General features: G+C 40.6%; 8 protein-coding genes. All 8 read right to left on the bottom strand.

Going from position 1 to position 15760, the window contains the following annotated elements:
* Positions 1–66: 66 nt before the first annotated feature.
* Positions 67–1803, bottom strand: coding sequence for a sulfatase family protein (locus H9565_RS17415; protein WP_246560768.1), 1737 nt, complete (start codon positions 1801–1803; stop codon positions 67–69).
* A 234-nt stretch (positions 1804–2037) separates the two neighbouring features.
* Complete coding sequence (locus H9565_RS17410; protein WP_215441584.1) at positions 2038–2751, bottom strand: hypothetical protein; 714 nt, start codon at positions 2749–2751, stop codon at positions 2038–2040.
* 23 nt (positions 2752–2774) lie between these two features.
* Complete coding sequence (locus H9565_RS17405) at positions 2775–4373, bottom strand: RagB/SusD family nutrient uptake outer membrane protein (protein WP_215441582.1); 1599 nt, start codon at positions 4371–4373, stop codon at positions 2775–2777.
* Positions 4374–4385: 12 nt separating this feature from the next.
* Complete coding sequence (locus H9565_RS17400) at positions 4386–7478, bottom strand: SusC/RagA family TonB-linked outer membrane protein (protein ID WP_155600692.1); 3093 nt, start codon at positions 7476–7478, stop codon at positions 4386–4388.
* A 677-nt stretch (positions 7479–8155) separates the two neighbouring features.
* The gene (locus H9565_RS17395) at positions 8156–9739 is read right to left on the bottom strand and encodes a RagB/SusD family nutrient uptake outer membrane protein (RefSeq protein ID WP_215441580.1); all 1584 of its coding nucleotides are present in this window, start codon (positions 9737–9739) and stop codon (positions 8156–8158) included.
* 11 nt (positions 9740–9750) lie between these two features.
* Complete coding sequence (locus H9565_RS17390; RefSeq protein ID WP_246560765.1) at positions 9751–12801, bottom strand: SusC/RagA family TonB-linked outer membrane protein; 3051 nt, start codon at positions 12799–12801, stop codon at positions 9751–9753.
* Positions 12802–13356: 555 nt separating this feature from the next.
* On the bottom strand, positions 13357–14772 hold the full coding sequence (locus tag H9565_RS17385; RefSeq protein WP_215441578.1) for a purine-cytosine permease family protein: 1416 nt from the start codon (positions 14770–14772) through the stop codon (positions 13357–13359).
* A gap of 1 nt (position 14773) precedes the next feature.
* Positions 14774–15760, bottom strand: a 987-nt coding sequence (locus H9565_RS17380) for an alpha-hydroxy acid oxidase (RefSeq protein WP_215441576.1), incomplete at its 5' end; no start/stop codon positions are given.

Raw genomic sequence — 15760 nt, 5'->3', positions numbered from 1 at the left:
TTGGATAGTGATATCTATCTTGTACTATCCTGTTTAATAAATGTTCTTATGCCAATAGCCACGTGTTTATTTGGAGCCATTAAGCTGAATGGTTTGACATTCTGAATATTTGGAGAACCTATTTTCTTGATCCCAAACCCTCACTTTCCAAAAGTACGTTTGGCCATCTTTTAGATATATTCTTCCATCTTTATAAGCTTTGGCAACCTTTTGGATTACTTGGCCACTGTTCCATAAATCACCTATATTTTGGTCTAATTTTTTCTTTGAGGTAGCCAATAAAATTTGATAGGAGGTTTGTTCAAAGTTTTTAGTGGGTACCTGCCATTGAAATTCGGGTATAGATTGTGGTGCTTCTGTAATGTTGACCTTTAATGCTGTAGGACCATTGAAATAAGTATCACTTTTTTCATTTATAAGTGCATTGCACTTGGTCCTTAGCTTCTCTAAAACGGATTTAAATTCTGGGTCTTTAGCTAGGTTCTTTGTTTCTTGTGGGTCGTTTTTTATATGATACAGTTCTTCGAGCGACATATTATTTACATACCTGAAATATTTCCATTCTTTGGTGCGTACCCCTTCACTGGGTGGTATATGTTCAAATTCCCAGAGATGTTCAAACAGAACGGTATCTCTTTTCAAACTGGTTTGTTCTTTTGTGGCAACGGGCATAAGACTTTTACCGTGCCAATTTTGTGGAATTTGAATTCCTGCCAAATCCAAAATTGTAGGTGCAATGTCTATGTTAAGGGCCATTTCTTTACTGTCCTCCTGGTTTTTTACACGTGGGTCAAAAACAATCAGTGGAACTCTTAGTGAATTATCATATAACAACCATTTACCGGCCATTTGGCGCTCTCCTAAAAAGTATCCGTTATCACCCATTAGAATGATGACTGTGTTCTTATAAAGCCCTTTCTTTTTTAGTTCTTTTCTAATTTTTTTTATTTCTCGGTCAATGCCGGAAATCATGCGGTAATATCCTTTAACACTATACTGGTATTTCTCAGGTGTGTCATAACGCCATCTCCATCTTAATCTGTTAAAACCGGATTTAACAAAATCTGGCTGTGATTTAAAGTATAGGTCATCAGAGAGTTTTGCTGGTGGTATGATTGTGTTTTTAAGAAGTTTATCCGATTCGTCTTGCCAAAAATATTGGTCTTTGGCTGAGTCGTGCGCATGGGGCGCACTAAAACTAAGTGACAGGCAAAAGGGTTGAGAGCTATTTTTTGAATCTATAAAATCAATTGCTTTTTGACCCGTATATCTGGTAAGGTGTACTGTGTCCTTACCTATTGTTTTGTAGTAATACCCACGTTTGTCCGGGTATTTATCTTTACGGTCATAAGATTCAAACTCGTTAAATTGTTTTTTGAGTCCATCATAGCGTACACCATATTTTCCGTAAAAGGCAGTATAGTATCCGTTATCCTTTAAAATTTTAGGATAGGAATTTTGCATATATACATCACGAATTTTCTTTGTACTAAAATTGTAGTTGTGTGAACGTTCGTAAAGCCCAGTAAGGATACTGGCCCGGCTTGCCGCACAAATAGGCGTGGTGACCATAGCGTTCTTAAAATAGGTGCCTTCTTTGGCCAATTTGTCCATTTCCGGGGTGGAAATGAGTTCATTACCTGCGTAACCCAAAGCATCAAACCGCTGATCGTCCGTTAATATGAAAATAATATTAGGTTTGTCATGATTTTGGTCTGCTGATTTTTGTCCCCAAAAGTTTATGGAATGCACCATGGATAGAACTAAAATAATCAGGCCTATTTTGTTTTTTTCTATTTTCATTTGGATTTTTTGGTTTTAAGAAATCAGCCCCAGTCTAGGAAAAGAATTGTTTAATTTTTTATTGGCTTCCTTTTGTAAAAGAGAGAAGTCCTGTTGATTTAAGGGTAAATATGGTTTGTACCCGTCTGTCAATAAAACTCCTTAAAGAACTTTATTAGGATAAATACCCTCCGGAATACATACAAATAGACCAGAGGATATTTTTTGAATAGTGGGGTGCTTAATGGATAGTGTTTAGTTGTTTGGAGTAGGGTAGGGCCTATTCCTAACTGGGTCGTTAAGGCTGTGACCTATTCCATTATTGAATACGTAATTATGGTTCCTTACCGTTTCGTTGTTACCTCCTCCAAATGCCGAGTTGGGTAAAGGAACGGGGTTTTGGTTTATTTGTATGCTCCACAGGGCGTTACGTCTCATATAGATCACACCGTCTTCACCGGGTATAAGGGTTTGGAATTTAACGCTAACATCCGTTTCTAATAAGACATTGGTCTGGGTAATGTAGGTAGTAACGATATGATACTTTAGAATTGATCGTAAGACATCTAAGTCTGCCCTTGCCATTATTTCTTCAGGAGTCTCTCCTTCCTCAATTTCTTCGGAACCGGTTATAAGATCTATAACGTCTCCATTTCCTAAGAAGGAGTTGTTATTGAGAAGAAGGTAGGTTCGTTCATTATCCGCTGAATTGTATTCATCAACCATATCGGCAGCTTCAATTGCCGCCTTTAGATAGTTGAAGTTATCACCTATTAACTCACCTTCATCATCCAATTCCAATGCTCGGCCAGAATTTATGAATTCCCAAGCTGTAATTTCTGCAAACGGATCTACTATATCCACTTCGGGTTCAAAAACGAAGCGTTCTTGAACAGGAAGGTCGCAACCTATGAACAGGCAAACTATGCTTAGAATGCTCCAAGTTTTAAGAATATGTATACTTTTCATTTTTTTAATTTTATGTTTTCAGTTTAATAACCAGTAGTTTGCTCCAGATTTTCATTTTCTAGCAAGTGTTCTTCAAAAACCGGTAGAAACAAACGCTCCTCTGTTAATGGCACTCCTTCTTCGGAACTACTTAAAATAGGGTTCATAATTTCGATAGCTCTTCCTGTTCGTATAAGGTCCCACCATCTGTGGGCCTCTCCAAACAACTCCAATTGACGCTCATCTAGAATGAAAAGCTCCCTTTCTTCAACGGAAACTCCAAATTCCATTGCATCTACAAGAGGAAGCTGTCGGGCGGTCCTGATTTCGTTTACCAACTCTAAGGCCCTGGCATCATTGCCCAACCTGTTTTCCAGCTCAGCTAAATACAGAAGTGTTCCGGAATATCTATATAGAACAATATCCGTATCATCAAACTGAACATTATAATTGGACTTATTGTATTTGGCCATTCTGGCCTCTCCAATTTCTCTCACACTTAAATCTGTTCCTCCCTCTCTAGAAAAATAGAAGCGATAGTCTCCATATATTGGAACAAGAGAATCTCTTTCTGTACCGTTTTCATCTGTAATAATGATAGTTTCTGCTAATGCGGGTTCTGTGTTCGGATATTTTGTAACCCACTCTAAAGAATCTACAGGGAATTTTTCACGCCATTTGTTCTCTAAATTTGTGGACATTAAATAAGAGGGTACACCTGCAAAAAAGAGGCTGAAAATTCCTGATCTGTTTACATTGCCTCCACCGGCAGGTTCTGTAATGTTATAATTAACTGACATAATCAATTCCGGACCGGTTTGGAATTTTAACGGCCCTGCTTGATCGCCTTCTAGACCATTGTCGTTCAGGAAAAGGTTTTGCCAATCTTCCGGGGTGTTGGTCAAACTGAACCTATTGCTGTTCACTACTTTTAAAAGTGCTTCACGAGCGGCTTCATCGTTGCCCAGATAACCATAAACTTCAGCTTGTAGAGACCACAGGCTCGTTAAGGAAAACCTATAGGGGTCGGTTAATCTGTTTATTGTGAAATTTTCTTCAGCGGCCAACATGTCCGGTATAATAACCTCATTTAGTATAGTGTTGGCATCCGTTCTAGGTTTGGCCAATGCCTCTATGTCTTCGGCACTTGCTGTGGGCTCCATAAACAAAGGAACATCGCCCCAAACACGTATGGCTTGAAAATAGGCAAAAGCTCTAAGGGCTTGTGCCTCCGCTAATAAGTTGGCGTCAAAATTTGGTATAGTTGGAATTTGTGAAATGGCAAAATTTGCTCTATTGATCATATCGTACCAGTTGCCCCAGTCCAAAGCTTGATTATTTCCTTGGGTTACATTGTTATTGGCAAGTTCCGCGTTATTTGGATTGGCAGCTTCATTAAGGTCATAATTGTCAGCCCTGAACTCGCCCCAATAAAAATGTTGGAGCCTCACGGCACCTTGCATGGCGTCATATGTACCTATTACCGAGCCTAAAGCGTCTTTGTTGGTCCTGAAAAAACCATTTGGGTTAATTTCACTTATTGGTGATTCGTCTACCAAATCGTCGCACGATAGTGCAAATGAAACAACCAAAGTAGCCAAGGCTATTTTTAGTATATGTTTATGTGTGTATATAGATTTCATTGTTTCTTAATTTTAAAATTTAAGATTTAGGCCTAATATTACTTCACGGTCGTTTGGAAATCTTAAACCATCATTACCTGGTTGAAGTGGATTACCGCGTGTTCCCAATTCTGGATTAAATCCTGTGTAATTTGTCCAAGTAACCAGATTATTGGCAGATATGTAGAATGCGCACTTTTTAAAGATGTTCATTTTGTCCAAAACTGATTTTGGTAACTCGTACCCAAGACGAACAAATCTTAGTTTTATGAAACTTCCATCTTCAACAAAAAAGCTATTGGGTCTTTCCCGGTTCTGTGCCACTCGGGTCAATCTAGGATAAACGGTAACATCTCCTGGGTTCTGCCAAGCACCGTCAATACGAAAAGGACCAGGAGTTTCTACACTATTGTTTAAATCATCACGTTCTTCGTCCCATCTTTTCCAAACGTCATTACCAAAGGTGTAATCCAAAAGGAAGCTTAAACTCAGTTCTTTGTACTTAAAATCATTGGAGAAACCACCAAAGGTTGTAGGTAGTCCATTTCCAATGGTCTGGCGATCTTCGGTAGTAATATTAAAATCTCCGTCTAGGTCTTCCCATATGATGTCTCCACCTTGTGGGGTAGCTCCTCCATTTTTCATTTGGTTAACATTACCCGTATAGTTCTGGCCGTTTAGGGTATAATTCTCAAAATCTCCGGATGCATTAAAATTAGGTGTAAGCTGTACGCCGGCATCGGTATACGCATTAGACTCGTCATATTGATAAACACCAAGGTTTTTGTATCCTGAAATGTTACCAATTGGCTGTCCCTCCTCAATTAAGTAATCACCGCTTCTAAAAGGAGTGCCTCCTGCTAATTTGGTAACTTCATTTTCTTGGATAGTGATATTAAAGTTACTGTTCCAACTAAAGTCTTTTGTTCTTAATATGGTACCGCTAAGATTAAACTCAAGCCCTTGGTTCCTTACGGCTCCAACATTTTGGCGAATACCGTTAAAGCCAGATTCTTCCGGTAATTGAACGGTTGCCAACAAATCTTCGGTATCTTTTCTCCAAGCTTCAAATGTAAACGTTAACCTGTTCTTGAACATACCAAGATCAAAACCAAGGTTGGTTTGGTTGGTGCTTTCCCAGCTTAACTCCGGGTTACCGAGCCTAGTAGGAGAAACTCCACTTACGTCGTTATAAATGGCTCCTGGTAAAAATGCCGAAACAAAATCGTAATCTCCAATCCTGTCGTTACCGGTCTCACCATAACTAGCTCTTATAAGTAAATTATTAACAACACCGCTATTCTTAAGGAAAGGCTCGTTACTAACACGCCAGCCTACTGAACCCGATGGGAAATAACCAAATTCTTTATTGTCACCAAAACGGGATGAACCATCACGTCTTATAGTACCACTTATGAGATAGCGGTTGTCAAAATCGTAATTAAACCCTCCGAACAAAGAGAACAGATTACTTCGGGAGTTGAAGGTTTGCCCAGCATTGATTGCAAGGTCTTCCGGTATGGCATTATTAAATGTCCTAATGTCTTCAGAGACAAATTCAGTACTGTTAAGACCAAAATTCTCTCCAAAACGACGCTGAATCTGCATACCTGCGAACCCTGATACACTATGTTTTCCAAAAGTGTTGTTGTAGTTCATGAAATTTTCTTGCTGGATGTCGTAATCTATTCGATCTCGAAAACTTCCCTCTGCATTTACTGCTCTTCTACTCAATACCAATAATGGAGAAAATATATTATCTCTTCTTAGCCTAAAGTTTAGACCCAGTGTAGATTTTAGGGAAAATGAAGGGGTAATTTTATATTGTATGGAATTAAAACTTTGACCTCGCCAAGTTCTTAGTTTCTGGGTACGTAGTTCAGCTTCTGCCAGTGGGTTTTGTCTACTGAACAAATCAGGTGTGTAAGTGCCATCAGGCTGAAAGAGTGGGTAATATGGAATACGCTGCACCAGTTGTGTAAAAACCTGAAATTCGCTTAAACCGTTAAGCTCTTCAAAAGACCCATTAAATGAAGTACTCACCGTCAGTTTTTTACTTGGTGTAAAGTCTAATTTAAATCTAGTGTTGATTCTTTTAAAATCACTGTTAAGGACAATACCGTCCTCTTCTAAATATCCTGTATTCCAATAGGCTTTTAATTTATCGCTGCCAGAACTTAGTGAAACATTTATTTGATTACGGATGCCGGCTTTTGTAATTAAATCTTGCAAATCAGCAGAATTTCTCACCAATAGGCTTAGCGAATCCCTATCACGACCGGCAGGGGTTTCCCTTTGTTGGGGTGTTCTTCGTACATCTTCATAAAATAAGCGCTGTCTTGTATTGGATACCGGAATTGCACCGTTTAAGGTATTAATTCCTGTTACAACATTTACGTCTACGTTTACTTCCCCCGATTTTCCCGACTTGGTTGTTATAAGTACTACACCATTTGCTCCTCTTGTTCCGTAAATAGCTGTAGTAGCTCCATCTTTTAGCACTTCTAAGGAGGCAATATCATTTGGGTCAATGTTATCTATGTTATCTAGTTGCTGCCCATCTACCACATAAAGAGGACCCGTACCGCCAGCGCTAAAGGTAGAAGTTCCCCTTACTCTAATATCAAAAGAACCACCAGGGCCACTGTTTGATGCGATTTGAACTCCCGCTAAACGACCTTGTACCCCTTCAAAAGCGTTGGTAGGGGTGACTTGGGCAATATCTTCAGACTTTACAGAAGACAATGCACCTAGTACTTTTTCGCGAGAAACTGCAGCGTAACCAATTACAACTACTTCATCTAAAGCTTGTGAATCTTCTTCAAGAGTAACATCTATTACCGTTTTTTTACTAGAAGATCGTTCTACGGTTTTATAACCTATGTAGGAAAATACTAGAGTTTTACTGCCGTCGGAAAGTTTAATACTGTAATTACCATCAAAGTCGGATACCGATCCGTTGTTAGTGCCTTTTTGTACAATGTTCACACCTGGTATGGGCAGGCCGTCCGCAGCAATTACCGTTCCAGTGACCGTCTTTTGCTGGGCACTGGCATAGTAACTGGCCAAGAACATTATGGACAGAGCCAAAAAGCGTTTAAAATGTTCGTGAAAGTTTCTTTTCATCTCGTTAAATTTAGTTTTGTTGAGTATTTGTTTGAATCGAACAGGGGAGGAAGCAGTCTTAGTTTTACAACCAGGTCTTAGGCGCCTATTAAGAGAGAACTATATCCCTTTTCCCATTAAATTCGCTTGACCAATGATACTTATTTGGATTAAAAGTACTTACCTGTACCATGCTGAAATTCAGCAGTTCTGTACGTTTTTACCCCTTTGAAGTATTATTGTGTACCATCTATAACAGCGAGAAAATAATATTTATGTTTAAGGTAAAATTTAAGTTATTGATTTGGGGGTGGATACAGTCTAATACAAATTTAGGCTAAGTGTATTGTAGGAGGAATTGGTGCTTTTCCCGATTGTGGTCTGAGTGATAACGTTTGATTGCTGGGTATCCCAAGATTGATGAAAATGTTCTCCAAAGCGTATGAATAGAGTTGTGCAGTTCCTTTTTGGAATGGGTATGGAGCCGTTGCATTTCTTCTACACATTAATCTCAAAATGTTGCGGATTATATTTCCGCTTGCCAATAGATATAAAATGTTCTTTTCGAGTTTTAAAGTGTGTAAATACAGTAAAAATGGCGCATAAAAAAGAGGGACAAAATGAATTTGCCCCTCTTACCAACTAACTCAAAACAACTCAAAAAAAAATTGTCAACAATGTAAAACAGTGCTCATGTTTTATCGGTACCCATTGTTGGTTGGATCTGACTCCAATAACGCAGGATTTATTTGTAATTCTTGTAATGGAATAGGTAATAATACATGGTAAGGTTTAATATTCAGATTAGGTTGCCAGAAACGGTATTCCAAATTTTGGACTACATCCATTAAAATTCCCCATCTTATCAAATCGTACCGTCTATGGGCCTCACCCGCTAACTCCCACTTACGCTCATCATAAATGGCCTCCCTAAATTCTTGTTGGCTGAGTCCTACAAGCTCCCATTCAGCTTGTGTAGCATAAGCCCGCTCTCTAACTGCATGAATGTATTGATATGCATTTGCAGGGCCGTTTAGTTCATTTTCACATTCGGCCGCCATAAGGTAGACATCGGCCAACCTAAATATTAACCTATTGTCTTTGTGATTAAACCTAGGAGAATCAGATGTGTTTAAATTCCAGATTTTTGGCATGTAAGGAAAGTTAAGTTCAAACCCTAAATAATTGTCCATCACATTTAAAGGCCGTCTTAAATCGTTAAGAGGAAATTTTTCGGCAAAATCTTTTGATGCAACTTGTAAACCAGTTCCGTTAAAAGCTTCGCCATTGGCAGAAAGAGCACTCGCCAATGCAGCACGTTCACTAGAGTTCTTTGGTTCGTCTCTAAGACGTGGACTAAACATACTTGGCCTCCAGTTTCCGTTACCAAAAACACTAGGTAAACTACCATCGGCCCTTACCGTACCTTCTTCAAATTGGCCTCTAATATCTTTGGCAAAATCCAAGGACCAAATAATCTCTGCATTGTACTCATTTGAGGGGTCAAAAACTTCTTCATAAGTAGGCAATAATGAATGGCCGGACTGGTTAATGATCTCTAAACACTTATCCAACGCAGGTCTCCAGTCTTTTTGTTTCATGTAGATTTTTGCAGCTATAATGGCTGCTACCCACTTAGAGGCTCTCCCGCTATCGTCACCGCTATAGGAACTGGGTAAGTTTGCTTGTGCAAACTCTAAATCAGCCATGACTCCACTAATAATCGTAGCCTCATCTGTTCTTCCTAAAACTCTAACCTCGTCCAACGGTAATGCTTCGGTATAATATGGTGCGTCTCCCCAAAGATTGGTAATATGCCAATAACATAAAGCGCGTATTAATGTAGTTTCGGCAATTATATTGGTCTGTGCTTCTTGGGATATTGCATCGTTACCCGTTACTCTTTCAATTATGATATTCGTATTGAAAATAACTCTGTACAAATCTTTCCAAGTATCCGAAACACTCATTTTTTGAACGGAAACATCTGCCAATGCCTCATTCATGGAGTAATTGCCAATAGGCTCTACAAAATCAGCGGCACGGTTAGGCTCAATTATATCTGCACCATTGTCATAAAAATGATCTAGACCTACTTGCCCGTAGATAGAGTTGTTCTTTAGAATTGCGTATATACCGTTCACAGCCTGTCTTGCGTCGTTTTCCGAAGCAAAGAATGTTTCGGGGGCAATAAGGGCTCTTGGCTCCTCTTCTAAAAACTTCTCACAGCTAAATCCTGAGAAGATTACTAAGACATATAAAATTATAGTTTTTGTTTTCATCTGTGTTGTTGTTAAAAAGTTACGTTTAGACCAAGTGTTACAACTCGCGGATTAGGATATTCTCCATTAGAGTATCCTTGGGCTATATTACCCAGACCGTTTCTCCCAAAACTACTGGTCTCAGGGTCTATTAATCTAAAATCGGAAAACAGTAATAGGTTACTTCCGGAAACATAAAGACTCATGTTTTTGACTGTGTCTCCCCATCCCATTTTATCCATTGGAAAATTATATGCCAATCTTGCCGTTTTAAGTCGTACATGCGATCCGTCTTCTACATATTCCGAGTTACTAGGGGTATTGGTTACAGAGTCCGCACCAGCTCTTGGAATATCTGAGGTAGTATTGCTTTCTGTCCAACGATTACGTAAGTCTCCAAATTTTGTGGTTTCTCCACGGTTAAAGTAGTGGTTACGTGTTCTTAAGTTGAATACTTCATTGCCTTTAGTTCCTTGAAAATGAAAGGAAAAGTCCAAATTCTTATAGGTAAATGTATTTTGTAGTCCAAAAATCAGGTCTGGGGTAGGGTCTCCCAAGACAACATTATCTTCGGTTGAAATTATACCATCTCCATTTAAATCTTCAAATCTGGATCCACCAACCACTTGTGGAGAAGTCAAGCCCGAAGCATCAATTTCTTCCTGACTTTTCCATGTTCCCAAATACCTTACTCCCGTAAAGACTGGAACCGGTTGGCCTACTATAAGGCGTGTATTTCCTGACCCCAAAATTTCATCGACTGTAACATCTATAAAATCAACGCCGCCAAGATCCAATATTTTGTTTTTGTTGGATGACAATGTTAAGGTAGAGTTCCAGCTGAAGTTATCATTTTGTATATTTTTGGAGTTTACAAGAAGTTCCCATCCTTTATTTTCCAATGATCCAACATTTTGCAATTGGCTGGTAAAACCGGTCTGTCTAGGAATGGTAACGTCTAACAGTAAGTCGTTTGTTTCTTTCTGATAATAGTTAAACTCCGTAAATAGAGCACCCCCGAACATTGACGCTTCCAAGGCAATATCAAAAGAAGTGGTAGTTTCCCATTTTAAACTGGGGTTGGAAGGTCTTCCTAGGGTCAATCCAGGAATTTCGGAACCGTTCAGGGTCGTATTCGCTTCGGTCAATAACCCTAGTGTTCTATATGGACCAATAGCTTGATTACCAGACTTGCCATAACTTGTTCTCAGCTTTAAATCTTTAAAAAAGCTTTGGTTTTGCATGAAGCCTTCTTCGCTTATTTTCCAGGCTCCTGCCACAGAAGGGTAAAATTCATACTTGTTTCCTGAAGCAAATACAGAGCTACCATCTGTTCTTCCCACTAAGGTGAAAAGGTATTTATCCTTATAAGAATAGTTGATTCTTCCAAAAAATGATGCAATCTGAAATCCAGTATAGTCACTGTTAATTACAGATCTTGTAGGATCGGAGAAACCTAAATTGTTGAATCCAACGGCATCGCTAGTAATACCAAATGCTTCTGCTTCGGTAACTTCGGTCGATACTTTTTGAAACGAAGCGCCACCAAGTAAGGTTAAGTTGTGGTTTTCACTAAAATCTGATTGGTATTGAATTGTGTTCTCATTGTTCCAACCGTTACTGGCAACAGTGCGTACACTTGCTCTACCCAAATCATCTACTATAAGTAAATCCGGACTTTGGCTAGAGATAAACCTATTTTGCTTGGTGTTATTGAATTCTGGACTAAATGTAGATCTGATCATCCAATTTTCCCATGGTTTGTATTCCAAATAGGCCGTGGCCAATAGATTATTGGTAAAGGTTTCATTTGTATTCAAAGCAATATTTGCTATTGGGTTGGAGAAAGGGGTACCAATAACTTCATCAAAACCGTTAAAAGTTCCGTCATCATTATAAATAGGTTGAGTGGGTAATATGGCAAAGGCGTTTCCAAAACTTACCACTCCGTTATCTTGACTTATCCTAGAATAGTTAATGCGAAACCCTGTTTTTAGTTTTTCATTTAGCTTAATGTCTAAATTTGAGCGGAAAATATATTTCTGTATTCCAGAACTCTTTATAATACCATCTTGATCGAAAAAATTTAATGAGTTGTAATAGTTTACGTTCCCATTTTCAGATGATCCGGCAATAGAAATATCCGCATTGTAGATAGGAGATGGGTCCATTAGCAAATCGTACCAGTCATTATCCGGATAGCTAGATGGGGCGTTAGGAAATGGCTCTGCGGCCGATCTGAATCGGGCACTTTCATTTGTAAACGCTATTTGTTCTGCTTGGGTAAGCATATCAGGTTGTTCAGGTACCATTTGCATACTGGTATATAAGCCTACACTAACCTGCGGTTTTCCTGATCCGGCTCCAGCACCATTTTTAGTAGTTACCAACACCACACCATTTGCTCCTCTTGAGCCATAAATGGCAATAGAAGATGCATCTTTTAGAATTTCTATGGATTTAATGTCATTTGCATTAATATTGTTGAGGTTAAAATTGGTTCCTACTACAATACCATCTATTACCCAAAGAGGCTCGTTGCTTCCTGTGATTGAATTTCCTCCACGAACCCTAATTACGGTACCTGCCCCTGGCGCACCACTAGTTTGGGTAACTTGTACACCGGCGGCTCTACCTTGGAGTACTTGATCTACACGTGAAGATGGTACTTGGGTAATGTCTTCGGAACTTACGGATGCAACGGAACCGGTCAAATCCGATTTTCGCTGTGTACCGTATCCAATAACCACAACTTCGTCCAAGGCTTGGGTATCTTCGCTCAAGGTTACGTTTACTATAGTTTTGCTACCAACTTCTTCTTCCGTGCTCCGGTATCCTATGTAGGTGAATATTAAAATATCGGACCCATCATTAAGGTTAATCGTATAGTTACCATCAAAATCGGATACAACACCGTTTGTTGTCCCTTTTTGCACAATATTTACTCCGGGAATAGGCACGCCTTGTACATCGGTTACCGTTCCGGTTACATTGGTTTGTTGTGCAGTAGCGTAAAAGCTAGCAATGTTCAATAGAAACAGTGTCAACAACCATTTCATTTTCTTTAAATTAGGTTCTTTCATTTCTTTTCCCTTTTGAGTTTAAATCGATTGGTGTTAAGTTTTTTAAGCAATAGAAGGCTCGTATATTAGAGCTGATTTGGAGGTAAAATATGACTCTTAATCTTTTGTTAACAACATGACAATATTATGTTAATGGGATGAGTTAACTTACCTGTACTATGCTGTAAATAAGGTGTTTTGTACTTTTTTACTCCTTTTCTGAACGGATGTATACCTCCTTCGTTTGCCGTATTAAAGGATGAGGAATAATGGTGTAGAATTTAAGAAATACGTAGTTGTGTACAAGTACATGGAAAGCCTGAAAAGTTGAATGGTAGTATGTATTGGAAAAACTGTTCTATGGATTTAATTGAGTTATTTTTGATTTTACGTATGCCAGAATAGAGAGGAAATTAATGTGGGAATATAGGGCTATGCTAAAGTATATTGAGGGCTATTTTATGTATTAGAATAGGAGATGTAAAACGAGTGACAAAGCAAAAAAATAGCAGCTACATGATTCTAATGTAGCTGCTATTTTTTAAAATTGTATTGAAGAATTCTATCCGGGTATGCCTAAAGATTTGTCTTCTGAAACTTCTTGCTAAATAGTAAGAAGAGTAGCCCACAGAGTAGCCATGCAGGAAGGGTCACGAATGAAAGGAACACATCAAATTGAATTGAAATAAAATAAAATAATCCAAAGCTGATGGCCCATGCTAGAAATACGGATCTGTTGAACTTGATATTGGCAATCTCAGCATAGTTTTTAACTATTCCGGCCTGCTTGTGGAAGAAGTGCTCAAAAACAATAACGGCGCCAAAGGGTGCGAGTATAAAGCCGTACAGAGCTACAAATCCTAGGAGTTTCATAGCAAAAGCGGGGAATAGCCCGGCTATGGTTGCAATGGTCCCGGCAATGATGGTTACCCAGAAGGTAGACAGTTTAGGTAGGATGGCCTGGAAAGCTAAGCCTGCTCTATATATTGTAGGGTTGGCAGTGGTCCATCCGGCGAGTACCACCGCTATGATACCGAATATGCCTATAGCGTTGTTGGCTAAAGGACCTGGTGCCACTGGTGGAGCCTCACCATTGGAGAGAAATGCTTGTGCTTCTGGAGATTTTAGGTAGACTGCATAGAGTAGTGCGGCCGCAATCCATGCCATGTAATGGCCCACATACATACCTGCGGCAGTGGTCCATCCCGCATTAGCATTCTTTGCAAACCTGAATACAGATAGATCGGACATGCCCACATGCATGGCGGCATTGGCAAACCAAGACCAGATAACCACGTGCCAGAAGGTGTACTTAAGCTGTCCGGGGAATGGCTCTGAACCTTCTCCCCATATATTCCAGAAATCGGCAAAACTCTTTACGCCCAATTGATTTAAGGCTACAATACCTGAAGCCAAGAAGGCCAGTACAATTATGGGCGACATATAATTGGCGGCCTTGGATACGGTATCGTATCCTTTTGAGGCAATGAGCGAGATTACGGCACCAATAAGGATTACGATAATGACCCATGTAGCGCCGTTAGGTGTGGTATCGGTCAATTTTGGCATTTCCATATCAAAGGGGATTCCCACGGCGGTGGCCGAAACGGTTATCATGGCGCCGGCAAGAAAACAAAATAAGATACCGTTGGCCAGGTTATAACCTATGACCAGTTTTTTGCCGCATATTTTTTCGAATTGATAGTAGAGGGTTAGCCTGTTTGCCACGGCAATTTTTGCAGTAAGAAACCTCCAGCTCAGTACGGCTAGCAGGTTACCTATAAGAAGCCCTACAATCAGGTCAAAGGCACTGACACCTGCAGTTAAGAACAGTGGGCCAATCATAAATTCGGTTCCTGCGGCATGTTCTCCCGCATACATTCCCAAAAAGCTTTTCCACCCCTTTAGTTTGGAGGTGGGTACAGGCTCTCTTTCAAATTCTCCCCCTGCTATTTCCTCAATTATTTCTTCCTCGTGATGGTTTTGGCTCATACTATTGGTTGTTTAGTTGAATAAGATGTTTAGGTAAGTCCTCTACGTGTTCGCAGCATAGCTGGTCCATGACCTGTTTGAACTGCGTCTTTAACATGGCAATGGTGTGGTCGCCGCCTTTATTTCCCAGTGCCCCGCACCCATAGAGGAAGGACCTTCCCATAAAGGTGAATTTTGCCCCGCTGGCCATGGTCCTTGCAATATCGGGACCCGAACGCAGCCCGCTGTCCATCATGATCTCTATCCGGTCACCGTATTTCCCTGCTATCTCGGCAAGGGAACTTATGGTGGACTGTGCGGCGTCCAGCTGCCTTCCGCCATGGTTGGAAACGATGATGCCGTCGAACCCCATACGAATGGCGTCCTGGGTGTCCCGTTCCGATGCTACGCCCTTGAGCACGAGTTTCCCCTTCCATCTGTCGCGGATGGGCCTTATCCTTTCCTCGTTCAACCGTCCCGAAAAGGTTCTGTCCATGAACTGCCCCAACTGTTTCAGGTTGAGGCCTTCGGGCGTATAGGGCTTCAAGGTCTCAAAAGTGGGCTGCCCGTATTTCAGGGTGTTCATGGCCCAAGTGGGCCTGCCCAGAATCTGCAGGATATTGGCCAACGACATTTTCGGGGGCAGTGCCAGCCCGTTGCGGATGTCCCGCGGCCTGTAGCCAAAGGTGGGCACGTCGCAGAGCAGTACCAGTACGGGGCAGCCGGCGGCCTCGGCCCTGTTTATGATATCGTCGCGAAGGGCATCTTCTGCGGGATTGTATAGCTGGAACCAGGCATTGCCCTCTGTCAGTTCGCTGGCCCGTTCGATATCCATCGTGGTAACGGTGCTCAGGATAAAGGGTATGTTGTTCTTGAACGCCGATCTGGCCAATATCTCGGGCGAATTGGGCCACATCAGTCCCTGGAGCCCTACGGGGGCTATCCCGAACGGGGCATCGAACTCCATGCCCAAAACTTTGGTCCTGGTCGAACCGGTACCCTGGTTCCT

Source organism: Zobellia russellii, from assembly GCF_018728565.1.
Taxonomy (GTDB): Bacteria; Bacteroidota; Bacteroidia; order Flavobacteriales; family Flavobacteriaceae; genus Zobellia; species Zobellia russellii.
This window is presented reverse-complemented; position numbering and strand designations above follow the sequence as displayed.

Excerpts from the sequence above, each read along its gene's own strand:
- H9565_RS17395 (WP_215441580.1), bottom strand. The coding sequence starts at position 9,739 with ATGAAAACAAAAACTATAATTTTATATGTCTTAGTAATCTTCTCAGGA.
- H9565_RS17405 (WP_215441582.1), bottom strand. The coding sequence starts at position 4,373 with ATGAAATCTATATACACACATAAACATATACTAAAAATAGCCTTGGCT.
- H9565_RS17390 (WP_246560765.1), bottom strand. The coding sequence starts at position 12,801 with ATGAAAGAACCTAATTTAAAGAAAATGAAATGGTTGTTGACACTGTTT.
- H9565_RS17415 (WP_246560768.1), bottom strand. The coding sequence starts at position 1,803 with ATGAAAATAGAAAAAAACAAAATAGGCCTGATTATTTTAGTTCTATCC.
- H9565_RS17410 (WP_215441584.1), bottom strand. The coding sequence starts at position 2,751 with ATGAAAAGTATACATATTCTTAAAACTTGGAGCATTCTAAGCATAGTT.
- H9565_RS17400 (WP_155600692.1), bottom strand. The coding sequence starts at position 7,478 with ATGAAAAGAAACTTTCACGAACATTTTAAACGCTTTTTGGCTCTGTCC.
- H9565_RS17385 (WP_215441578.1), bottom strand. The coding sequence starts at position 14,772 with ATGAGCCAAAACCATCACGAGGAAGAAATAATTGAGGAAATAGCAGGG.